This is a genomic window from Kitasatospora sp. NPDC056327 (assembly GCF_042261735.1).
GTDB lineage: Bacteria > Actinomycetota > Actinomycetes > Streptomycetales > Streptomycetaceae > Kitasatospora.
The window spans coordinates 1-12,287 of sequence record NZ_JBHJRC010000248.1; the positions used below are offsets into that span (position 1 = coordinate 1).

Genomic DNA, 12,287 nt, shown 5'->3' on the forward strand with positions numbered 1-12,287 from the left:
GGACACCGGTTTTCCGGTGTCCCGCGGCCCCGTCGCCCGACCGGTCCTGCCCCTAGCCGGTCCTGGTCCGGGCGCTCCCGCGCCAGACCGGCAGGAGGCCGAACACGTAGAACAGGCCGAGGGCGATCAGGAGGAGCACCGGAAGGTAGCCCGCCAGGAGCAGCAGGGCCGGCGGGGCGGAGAGCAGCAGCGCCGCCGCCACCCGCACGTCGTAGCCCCTCGCCACCGCGAAGGAGAGCGAGAAGAGCACGGGCAGGGCGGGGACCGCCGTCACCACGAGGACCAGCACGGCCAGTCGGACGAACCCCTCCGCACTGGGCCGGACGTGCCCCTCCGCGTTGACGCCGCCGGGCGCGAACAGGGCCGCGGCCAGCGCGAGCCCGCACGGGGGCGCCACGCAGATGGCCAGATACCGGCCTGCGGCGAGCCCCAGCCACCTGTTCCTCTCACTCCGCTTGACCGTCAGCACCCTGAGATGCACCCCCCGTTGAGATAGGTCCGGTCGACCTTGTCCCCGATGCCCGGGGCCGCGTTGATCCCCGGGTCGGCGGGGAAGTAGCTCATGTTGTCCCGGGCGAGGACCTGCGGTGCCTGCCCGCGCTGGTACTGGACGACCTCCAGGTCGGGATAGGCGTCGCCCGACCGGTTCACCTTGATTCCGTCCGAGCCCAAGGAGAAGGACAACGAGCCGTCGATGGAGAAGAAGGACACGAGGCTGTTGATCCCGGTGATCTTGGCCTTCAGCCCGTTCTCACCCCTGTCCAGGGTAATGCCGTTCGACCAGAACGGGAGATCGTAGCCGTTCTTTCCGGTCACGATCCGCCTGGCCGGGATCTCACTCGGCGCGATCCACGGGCCGCGCTTCGAGGCGGGGTAGCCGGACCCCTCCGCAGGCGCGAAGTGGCCGGGCCGCGTCGACGCCATGACCGTGAAGGAGGTCTCGCCGGTGGCCGTGTCCCAGAAGAGGGTCATCCGCGCACTGTCGACCGGGTGGTTCGACCAGGACCTGTCGTCGCCGAGCAACTGGTTCACGGCGGCGCGCTTCGGGCCGATGTAGAACCTCGCCATGATGATGCCCTTGTTGGGACCGGGGCTCACCTTGTCGGGAGTGGCGCGCTCGGACTTCCGGGGCTTCGCCCCCCAGCCGGCCGCCTTGGCCGAGTTGTAGAAGTCCTGGCTCGGCAGCGTCTCGTCGAGCCGCTGCAGTGCCGCCGGCGGTACGTAGTTGGCCGTGGTCTCGGCGGCGTTCTTCATGGTGATGGTCCCGGCCGAGCCGCAGTCGTAGAGCGTGCCGCACTCCTCGGACTTGAGCCCGTTGGGGTCGGCGCGGTTGACCGGGTCGTTGTTGCCGTAGACGTACGCGTTCCACTGCCCCGGGTCGGACGCGTCGAAGACCGGGTCCGGGCTGAGGAAGCGCCCGGTGCTCGGCTGGTACTGCCGGGCGCCGAGGTTGGTGAAGCCGGTCGCGCCGTCCTTCAGGCCCCCGACGAAGCCCTTGAGGCCCGCCCACGGCGCGGCCGAGGAGGTCGCTCCGCGGGTGACGCCGAACGGGTCGGTGGGCCGGCGGGACTCGGCGAGCGACGTGCTGTCGATGGACAGGGCGTTGGTGCCGTGGTGGTCGGCGAACTGGTAGGTCAGCTTGGTCGCGCCCTGGCGGACCAGGGTGATGCCTCCCGGGATCGTGTAGTGGCGGGTGCCGGTCGCGGCCCCGGTGCCGGTGTTGTAGGTGAGCTCGTCGCCGCCGCCGAGGTGGACGGTGACCCGGCCGGGGCTTCGGCGCACCAGCTGGTTGCCCTCGGCGTCGTAGAGGTAGCTGGAGACCTGGCTGTTCTGGTTCATCGAGCTGAGCTTGCCCTCGGCGTCCCAGGTGAGGACGGCGCCGTTGCCGGCGTCGGTGAAGTTCCAGGTCTCGGTGCCCCACTTGGCCTGCCAGCCGGGCGCGTAGACGACGAACTTGCCGTCGTCCTGCACCATGGCGTAGTAGCCGCTGGCGGGCCCGGCCCAGGTGTTGGAGGACCACAGCGAGGTGTGCTGCGGGTCGTAGACGACGAAGTTGCCGTCGTCCTGCATGGTCGCCCAGGCGCCGGGGTGGCCCTGGGTGTTGGTGGACCAGAGCACCGCGTCGCTGCGCAGCGAGGTCAGGACGAGGTTGCCGTCCGCCTGCATGGCGAGCTGGACGCTGTTCGAGCGGATGCTCTCGCCGGAGCCGAGGACGAAGCCGGCCCGGACCTGCTTGTTCGCGCCGGGGTTGGTGATCTTCGTCGTGTTGCCGGCCGCGTCGTACTGGTTGGTGCCCTGGGCCTCGGCGGCCGTGCCGAAGGTGGTGGTGCTGGTCGCCATCGCGTGCGGGCCGCCGGTACCGCCGGTGGCGTTCGGGGTGTTGCGCGCGCCCGCGGCCGGGAAGGTCTGGTCGACCCGCACGTCCTTGCCAGCGTCGCCGTTGACGTTGCGGTGCACGATCTGGGTGCGGTTGCCGGTCAGGTCGTAGCCGTACTCCTGCCAGTACGCCGCGCTGCCGCCCACCGTCGACCCCGACGGGGCCGTGCCGGCGCACGCGCCCTGCCCGCCGACGGACGGGTTCGGCTGGTCGAGCCGGCCCTTGTCGGTCCAGGCGACGGTCAGCCGCCCCAGGTGGTCGTAGGTGAAGCACTGCAGGTCGGCGGCGGACGGCGTGTTGTCGGGGATGCCGCGCACCGCCGTGATCCGGCCCGCCTGGTTGTAGGCGTAGGTGGTGTTCTGGACGGTGCCGGTGGTGGCCGTCTGCTTGTCGACGTACTGCGACAGCAGCCGCCCGGTCGACTCGTCGTAGGTGTTGGTCGACACCACCTGCGTCCCCCACGAGTTCATCGTGGCCCGGATGTTGCGCCCGTAGGCGTCCCAGTCCGCCTGCCGCAGGTAGGTGATCCCCGCGCCGTCCATGTCGTGCAGCGGCCCGTTGACCTCGTACCGGTACGACACGAACTCCTGCGCCAGGTCGCCGGCGGCCGCGCGGCCCTCGGAGGTCAGCGCGCCGCTGATCGGGTCGTAGACGGACGAGTAGTCGAAGGTCGCCTGGCCGGACCGGCCGATCTCGCTGCCCGGGATCGTGACCGTCGTGGCGGTCGGCCGGTACGCGGTGTCCACGGCGGTGACGGCCTTGGTGTACGCCGTTCCGCCCGCCCCGCCGACGTACCGGGTGGAGGAGGACGGCTGGCCCTTGGCCACCGTGTCGTACGCGAACCCGGTCAGCTGGTTCGCCGGCTCGATCGAGCCGCTGTAGGTGCCGGTCCTGCGGCCCAGCAGGTCGTACGCCACGGCGACGGTCTGGCCGCGCGCGTCGGTGGTCGCGGTCAGCCGCCCGGCCGCGTCGTAGGCCCGGGTGGAGACGCCCGAGTCCGGGTCGTCGGTGCGCACCTGCCGGCCGCGCTGGTCGTAGCCGTAGCTCCAGGTGTTGCCGGCCGCGTCCACCCGGGTCGCGGTCAGGTCGGAGGGGGTGAAGGTGGAGACCGTCACGTCGGCGTCCGACCGGTTGCCGGTCGCCGACGGCGTCCGGTACTGCCACAGCTCCACCGTGCGCCCTCGGGCGTCGGTGACGGTGCTGGTCGCCGTGGCGCCGGCCGGGGGAGTGGTGTCCACCCGGTCCGCGCCGGGGTAGGCCGTGCTGGTCGTGTTCTGCGGCACGCCGTAGGCGACCGCCTGCACGCTGGTGGGCCGGCCGGAGCCGTCGAAGGCGGTCCGGGTCTCGCTGGGCACCTGCGCGCCGTTCGGCTGCCAGCGGACGGCGGTGGGGGCCGTGGTCTCCTCGTAGTAGCTGTGGTAGGTCCGGTTGGCGCGGCCCTGCGAGTCGTAGAACGTGTCCGTGACGGTCCGGCCGTGGTAGGCGGACACCGCGGGCTCGTCCTGCGTCTGCACCGTGCGGCCCAGGCCGTCGGCGATCCGGGTCGACACCGCGTAGGTGTCGCCCGGCCGCAGGGTCCGGCTGGTGACGGCCGACGGCGCGGTGGTGCCGTTGACCGCGTAGTCGAAGGTGAGGCTGGCCGTGGAGCCGGTCGGGCGCTCCGCCGTCCAGACCGCCTTCAGCCGGCCCAGCCCGTCGTACTTCTGGGTGACCTTGCGGGAGTTGGGGTCGGTGGTGGTCAGTGCCAGCCCGCGGGCGGGGTTCAGCGTGACCACCGTCTCCCGCCGCGCCCCCGCGTCCGGCGCACCCGCCGGGGCCGGGGTGCCGGTGACGGTGCGGTTGACCAGCTCGCCGGGGTTGGCCGAGCTGTAGCTGGTGGTCTGCACCGCGCCGGCGGGGTTCGCCGCGTCGGTGGCGGTCGGGTCGGTGACGCCGGTCGGGCGGCCGTAGCCGTCGTACGCGGTGGTGGCGGTGGTGAGCCAGCGGGCGGCGCCGCCGGCGTCGTAGCCGTCGAGCACCTGGGTGCCGGTCGGCGCGCCCTTGGTGCCGGCGCTGCCGAAGGCCGCGCCGTCGTAGAGGGTCCGCGAGCCGGCGACCGTGTTGGCGGCGGTGGGCGCGGCCGTGCAGGCGTTGGCGCCGGAGACGGTCAGCGCCTGTGAGACCAGGCCGGTCAGCGCCGGGTCGGCGGCCGTCGCGTAGTCGGTGCGGACGCAGACGTCCGGGGTGCCGTCGGCGGTGCTCAGCGAGGTGGTGACCCGGTTGCCGTGCGCCGCGTCGGTGGTGCTGACGGTCGCGGTGGTCCGGGTGCCGGTGGTCGTCCTCGCCGTGGTGGTGGCGGTCGTGGTCGTCGACCCGTACCGCGCCACCAGGGCCGGCAGGCCGGCGCCGCGGGAGTGGGTCGCGGTCGTCGCCGGGCCGCTGCTGGTGCTGACCGTCCACGACTCGGGCGCGGACGCTGCGGCGTCCGCGAAGGCGTCGCTCTCCAGCACCCGGCCGGAGAGCCAGTCGTGGTCCGTCCGGGCGCCGCTCCTGGCGCCCGCGACGCTGGCCGGCTTGGCGGTGCCGTTCGCCTTGATGTCGCCGTCCATGCCCTGGTGGTAGCTGGTCGTGGACTTCGACTTCGCCCCGTCCTGCCCCGAGCCGGTCACGGCCGTGACCGACTGGAAGCCCCGGAACTGGTCCCAGGTCCGGTGGTCCGGCTCCACCAGCGCGCCGTCGTTGCGGTGCCAGGCGGCGGGGCCGTAGGTGTAGGCGGTGGTCTGCGCCGCCGAGCCCTGGACCAGGTTGCCGTTCGGGTCGACGGTCACCGATGCCACCGGGTAGCGCAGGAACCAGTCGTCCACCGTGGCCGCCACCGCCGTGTCGTACCACTTGACGTTGTAGCAGGCGAGCGCGTTGTTGTCGGCGGCGGCCGGCATCCGGTTCGCCGTCCGCGAGCAGGAGTCCTTCAGGTAGTCGACGTTGACCGTGCCGCCGGTCTCGGTGGTGATCACCTCGATCCGCGGCCGGTTGTAGCGCGGCCGGGCCGGGGTGAGGCCGTCCACCCGGTTGGGCAGCAGCACGCTGGCGAACGTCACCTTCGGCAGCTCCTGGGCCTCCTGCCCGTCGAAAGTGTCCTTGCCGTAGCGCTTCACCGACTCCAGCCACGGGATCTGCTGGTTCTCGCCGGCGTTCTGCGGCGTCTTGAAGACGTGCGTCAACTCGTAGGCGTCCACCGGGCGGTAGCTGCCGTTCGAGCGGACCGACGTGGTGATCCTGTTCAGCCACTTGGTGGACCAGTACGTCGGGCCGTAGGTGGTGCAGGCCCCGGTCGCCGCGCACTGCTTGTCCAGCGGCACGTCCGGCCAGTGGGCGGCGTTCGCCGTCGTCCGCTGCGCCGGGTCGCAGGCGGCGGTGCTGGTCACGCAGCGCTCGCCGGAATCGAAGTCGATCTTCGCCGCGGGTCGCTCACCGCCGTCGCCGAGCAGCTGCCCGTAGCCGATCGAGGCCAGCACGCCGCCGCGGGTGTACTCGGTGCTGACGCCCGCGCCCGGGTTCTGGCCGCCGCCGCGGGCGTACCAGTTGGACTCGGGCGTGTAGGTGTAGGTGGTCAGGTTCCCGTGCACGTCCACGACGTGGTCGAGGTTCCAGCGCCACGCCATCCGGCACCAGGAGCCCTTCCCCTTCGCGGCGTCGTAGCACGGGTCGCCCGCGTTCGGCGAGTACACCGGCACCGTCCACGCCGAGCGGCTCTCCGGCCCGGCGGCGGTCGGCCCGCCGGCGGCGGACGGCAGGTGGTTCAGGCCGAAGTAGTACACGGTGCCGGTGGAGTCGGTGACCTTCAGGTAGCCGTTGTTCCAGGTGCCGTTGGTGGCGCCGGTCAGGAACTCGACCTTGGTCCCGTCGTCCTTCTTCAGCCGCCAGGTGCACTTCGACTGCTCGAAGGCGGCGTCCCCGCCCACGCACGAGGAGTCGTCCGGCACCAGTTCGCCCGCGTGCCCGCCCAGCGCCATGGTCAGGTTCGCCCCGCCCCAGCACTGGTCGGACGAGTTCGCGATGCCCGCCTTGGCGCACGGCTTGAACGACCGCTCGATGAACCCGGCGCTGAGATCCCAGCCGTCGCCGATCCACGAGGCCTGCGCGTTGGTGGAGGCCGTCCTGCCGTCCACCGACGCCGAGTCGTAGCCCAGCGCGATCTTCGGGCCGGTGCCGCCGAGGGACGGCGGGGACTGGACCGGGTAGCTGTAGGTGAACGAGCCGGACGAGCTGCCCGCCGTCCACGCCTGGCTCGGCGCCAGCGAGGTGGCGCTGTAGGTGCCGGTCCCGCCGCCGGGCGTCGCCTCCGTGGCCAGCACCAGGGCCTCCGCCGGCGCGCCGGCGGGCTGCGCCTGGGCGCCCTGTCCGGCGTCGGCGCCCTGCTTCGCCACCGCACCGGCGGCGGGCGGCAGTTCGACGTCGGCCACCAGCTGCCGGGCCTGCGCGTCGTAGTGCGAGGGGACCGGCGTGCGGGTCAGGCAGGCCGCGTCCTGGGGCGTGGTCAGCGCGCACGCCGGCAGTGACACCAGCTGGGAGCGGGCGGCGAAGTCGCCGCCGAACCCGGTGCCGTTCGGGTCCAGCCCGATCCGGACCTTCCCGCTCCCGCCCCGACCCTCCCGGGAGAGCGCGACCAGGGCGCCCTGCACCCCGGCGGCCCCGGTCGTCGGGCCGTCGGCGACCTCGACCCGGACCGGGCCCGGGGCGGACCCGCCGGGCTCCAACGGGGTCAGCCAGACCGGCAGTTCACCGGCCTGCTGCGATCCGCCGGACGCCCCGTCGGCGCCCAGGTCCACCGCGGCCGTGCCGGACTTCAGCGCCGGCGCCGTCCGCGGTGGCACCCAGTTCGGCGAACCGGTCGCCGGCGGGACCGGCGTGGGCTTCTCGGCCGTTCCCGGCACCGAGGCCGTCTTCGGCAGCGGGGTGTTCGGCGGCGACCAGATCCGGTCCTGGTCGCCGTCCTGCGGCGGCGCGGCGAGCGCCGGCGCCACCGGACCCACCAGCGCACCGAGCAGGAGAAGGGAACTCACCAGCGCCGTACGGGATTTCTTGCGAGGTGAAGGGGGGTCTCCCCTTCCGATGCGCCAGGAAAAGCGGACTCGACGAGCGGACACGCCACACCCCCGGGGGGAACCGCACCCTTGATTCGAGTGCGTACGGATCACTCTGGCGGAGGGTAGGGCGTGGACGATCCCTCTGACGAGGCGAACGGAATTACTCGCCCGTGTGATCCATCTCACAGTGGCGCCAAAGCGGTTCGTCCACGTAAAAAGCGGACGCCGTTGGGAGCCAAGGCAGTTGACGGACCGTCGGGTAGTGCGCGAACTTGCCGATGTCCTCTGCACGCCCGGCCTCCGGAGGTCGTCGCGCAGCCGCTCCAACCACCTCGTGGGGGGACTCAGACATGTCAGCCGCTCATCCCGAACGGGGCGCACCGGCCCGCTCGGGAACACCTCGCCGCCGGACGCGGACCCCGTCCGGCCGCGCCACGGCCGCAGCCGTCGGGCTCGTGCTCGCCCTGTCCTCCATGGCCCCGGCCGCCTTCGCCGCGACCGCCGCGACCGCCGGGGCCCCGGCCGCGCCGACCGCCTCCGGCGCGCTGCCCGGCGCCGCGGACATGGCGGCCGCCGACGCCGAGCGCACCCGCAACCGGCCCGCGGTCACCCTCGCCGAGAAGGCGATCGCCCAGGCCCGGGAGACCGGGAAGGCCGTGCCGATCCCGGAGTTGACCGACGAGTTCAGCGAGACCTCGGCCACCCCCGAGGGCCACCTCTCCACCCGCCAGCACCCCGACCAGCAGCGCGTCAAGCAGCCGGACGGCAACTGGGCCCCGCTCGACTCCACGCTGGTCGCCGACCCGGCCGGCGGCTACCGGCCCAAGGCCGCGGCCTCCGGTGTGCACCTGTCCGGCGGCGGCGCCGGCCCGCTCGGCACGCTCACCACCCCCGAGGGCGAGAGCCTGGCCGTCGACTCCCCCTTCCCGCTCACCGCGCCCGTCGTGGACCCGGGCGGCGAGAGCCTGACCTACCCCGAGGTCGCCCCCGGCATCGACCTCAAGGCCACCGTCACCGAGTACGGCGGCTTCTCCACCGTGCTGGTGGTCAAGACCGCCGAGGCGGCCCGCAATCCGGAGCTCCGCAAGGTCCGCTTCGGCACCAGCGCCGACGGCGTCACCGTCAGGGCCGACGGCGACGGCAACCTCACCGCCGCCACCGCCGACGGCAAGGTCCGCTGGCGCGCCGCGGCGCCGCGGATCTGGGACAGCTCCACCGCCCCGGCCGCCCGGCCGGGCCAGGGCGCCCCCGCCGCGGACGCCCCCGCCTCGGGCGGCCCGGCCGCGGAGGCCGAGGCCAGCACCGCCCACGGCCCGGGCGCGGGCGCCAGGGTCGCCGTGATGCCGACCACCGCCACCGCCGACGCCGTCGAGCTGACGGTCGACCAGTCGGTGCTCGGCCAGGGCCAGGGCCCGTGGTACATCGACCCGGCCTGGATCCCCGACGCCCGCTCGGCCAACGGCTGGACCTGGACCCAGCAGGCGTACCCCGCCCACTCCAACTGGCTGAAGGACACCGGCAACCAGGACCAGTACTCCCACCCGGGGGTCGGCTACCAGGGCTGGCGCACCGACACCGGGATCGAGCGCTCCTACTTCCAGTTCGACACCAGCGGCTTCGGCAGCACGATCATCAACAAGGCGACCATGTCGGTCTGGCAGTACCAGTCCGCCGACTGGAGCTGCACCAAGACCTACACCCTCGACCTGTACCTGACCGGCGCCATCGACGGTGCCACCACCTGGGCCAACACGCCCGCCGTCGTCGGCGGCCGGGTCGGCGAGTCCGCCGTGCCCGGCTCCGGGCGCAGCGGCTGCAGCGGCCAGTACCTGTTCAAGTACGACGTCACCTCGACGTACCAGAACTACACTCCCGGCCGGAACTCCCTGACCTTCGGGGTCTTCGGCCGCGACGAGAGCAACCGGGACGGCTTCAAGCGGCTGGACTACCGGCCCGTCGTCGAGGTCGAGTACGACATCAAGCCGGACGTCCCGACCAACCAGCACGCCCTGCCGGCCCCGAGCACCGCCGTCCCGTGGACGGACGACCAGGGCTGCAACGGGAACACGATCGGCTGGATGAACTCCTCCAGCGGCTTCAACGGCGCGGTCTCGCTCAACGCGACCGTCAAGAGCCCCGTGCAGAACGAGCTGCAGAGCTGGTCGCACATCTGGGACTACTCGCTGCCCGCCGTGCCCGACGTCGACTCCGGCAACTCGCCCTGGGTCGCCAACGGCGGCACCGCCTCCTTCAACGTCCGGTCCGACGTGATCAAGGACGGCCACGTCTACGGCTGGAGCACCCACGCCACCGACGGCCTGGTCGCCATGTCCGGCCCCACGCCGACCTGCCGCTTCGGCGTCGACCTCACCCCGCCGACGATCGAGGTCCCGAACGGCTACCAGCAGTTGTCCGACGCCCAGTTGGCGACGCAGTACCCGCCGTCCGGCAACGGCCAGGTGACCAGGAAGCGCACCGGCGAGCCCGGCATCGTCCCGTTCACCGCCGCCGACCCGGCGCCCGGCAGCGGCTCCGCCTCCGGCGTGATCTGCGCCCGCTGGTCCTGGGACCCGCAGCTGAACGGGGCCGGCTGGGTCTGCGGCTCCTCGATGCCGCAGGGCGGGGCCGAGGTCGTCCCCAACCGCTGGGGCACCAACATCCTGTACATGCAGGTGATGGACAACGCGCGCAACGTCTCGCCGATCGCCTCCTACTCCTTCTACGTGCCGTGGAACCCGGACGGCCCGCCGCCGGTCTTCGGCGACGTGACCGGCGACAGCGCGCCCGACATCGTCACCCCGGACCAGGCCGGCAACCTGCGCGCCTACGCCGTCCCCGGCAACCCGCTCGCCAGGAACGCCGCCGTCACCCTGGTGGCCGGCCGCGCCGACTCGCCCACCGGCCAGGGCTGGGAGAACGTCCAGTTCGCCCACCGCGGCACCCTCACCGGCGGCAACAACATCGACGACTTCGTCGCCCACGCCCCCGGCGACGCCAATCTGTACGTCTACGGCAACCCCGGCAACACGGGCCAGTACGGGCGGATCGACACCAAGGTCCTGCTCAAGAAGCCCAGGTGCGTGGCGACCGCGACCGAGAACTGCTCCTGGCTGACCGCGGCCGGCTACAACGCCAACGACTGGAGCAGCACCCTGAAGGTCGCCGCGCTGGGCGACCCGGCCAACGCCGACCTCGACCACAAGCTCCAGTTCAAGAACAAGACCGGCCTGCTGACCGTCGAGAGCACCGCCGGCGGCACGGACGCGGCGCTCTGGTTCTACCCGGCGACCGCCGCCAACACCCTGGGCAAGCCGGTCCGGCTGGCCGCCTCGGGCTGGAAGGACAAGGAGCTGATCACCCCCGGGGACTGGGCGAAGCAGGGCCACCCGGGCCTGTGGGCGCGCAACCTCCAGGCGGCCCCCGACGGCGCCCGCGGCGACCTGCTCGCCTACACCTTCACCACCGGCACCGTCACCGCCACCGATGCCGAGGGCCAGCCCGTGATCGACGGCGCCGGCACCGTCGTGACCGCGCCCACGCTCACCGGCATGACCGCCCGCAGCGGGCGCATCGCGTCCGTCGCAGTGGAGAGCTGGCCGGTGCTCGGCTCCGACGGCGACCTCACCGGCAAGGGCTCCCCGACCCTGTGGGGCAAGACCCCCGAGGGCCGGGTCGAGATCTGGTGGGGCGAGACGACCGGCGCCGGCACCTCCGATCCCGGCTTCAGCTGGCAGGTCGGGCCGGAGAAGGTGGCCGACACCTCCGTCGCCCCGCTCTGGTGGGGCCTGGACGGCACCAGCCAGACCTCCGACTCCACCCTCGTCAACCCGCTCCTCACGCAGCAGACGGTCGGCACCACCGCCGACCACAACGGCACCGCGAACGGCGCGGCGGCCTTCAACGGCGCCGGCTACTACCGCTCCACCCACGCCCCCAACATCGACACCGGCCAGAGCTACAGCGTCTCCGCCTGGGTCAAGCTCGGCTCCGCCAACGGCTTCCAGAGCGCCGTCTCGGTCGTCGGCCAGGAGCGCAGCCCGTTCTACCTGCACTACCACCCGGGCGCGCAGACCTGGGTCTTCTCCGTCACCGGCGAGGACCAGGCGAACACCAGTGCCTACTACTCCGCGTTCAGCCCCCAGGGCGCCCAGGTCGGCACCTGGACCCACCTGACCGGCATCTACAACGCCGGCAGCCACACCGTGACCCTCTACGTCAACGGCCGTGCGGTGGCCAGCAACAGCGCTCCGAGGGCCTGGCGCAGCGGCGGTTCGCTGCTGGTCGGCGCCGAGGGCGCCAACCTCACCGGCATCTCCACCAACGCCCTCTTCTCCGGCGCCGTCAGCGACGTCCGGATCCACCCCTACGCGCTGACCGAGCAGCAGGCGGTCGGCCTGGCCACCATCGGCTCCAGCGTCCAGATCCGCAGCGCCATGAACGCGGGCCGCTGCATCGACAGCTTCGGTGGCGGCGACGGCACCACCGCGCGCTTCTGGAACTGCTACAACGGCCCGAACCAGCACTTCACCCTGACCGCCGACCACCTCATCAAGGCCGCCGGCACCGGGCTGTGCCTGAGCACCAGCCCCACCGGCGACCCGGTCGTCTTCCGCCCCTGCGGCAACACCGACCGGCAGACGTGGCTGCGCCGCAGCAACGGCACCCTCTACAACCCCGCCTCGCAGTCCTGCCTCGAACTGCCGTCCTGGCAGGACGCCAACGGCGTCGCGCTCGGCATCTACGGCTGCAACGCGGGCGCCAACCAGCGCTGGCACCTGGAGGCGCAGGTCTGACCCGCCGCCCACCCGGCCCGCGGCCCCTCCCCGGCATCCGGCCGGGGAGGG

At 72.8% G+C, this 12,287-nt stretch carries 3 protein-coding genes; 1 reads left to right on the forward strand and 2 read right to left on the reverse strand.

Annotation, left to right across the window (positions count from 1 at the left end):
• Positions 1 to 52 precede the first annotated feature (52 nt).
• Both ACFCX4_RS27885 and ACFCX4_RS27890 read right to left on the reverse strand, forming a co-directional pair.
• Positions 53 to 397, reverse strand: a complete 345-nt coding sequence (locus ACFCX4_RS27885) for a hypothetical protein (RefSeq protein WP_376147980.1) — start codon at positions 395 to 397, stop codon at positions 53 to 55.
• Positions 398 to 462: 65 nt separating this feature from the next.
• Complete coding sequence (locus ACFCX4_RS27890; RefSeq protein WP_376147984.1) at positions 463 to 7,419, reverse strand: RHS repeat-associated core domain-containing protein; 6,957 nt, start codon at positions 7,417 to 7,419, stop codon at positions 463 to 465.
• A 479-nt stretch (positions 7,420 to 7,898) separates the two neighbouring features.
• Between ACFCX4_RS27890 and ACFCX4_RS27895 the strand changes: the two genes are divergently transcribed.
• Positions 7,899 to 12,236, forward strand: a complete 4,338-nt coding sequence (locus ACFCX4_RS27895; RefSeq protein WP_376147987.1) for a LamG-like jellyroll fold domain-containing protein — start codon at positions 7,899 to 7,901, stop codon at positions 12,234 to 12,236.
• Positions 12,237 to 12,287 lie beyond the last annotated feature (51 nt).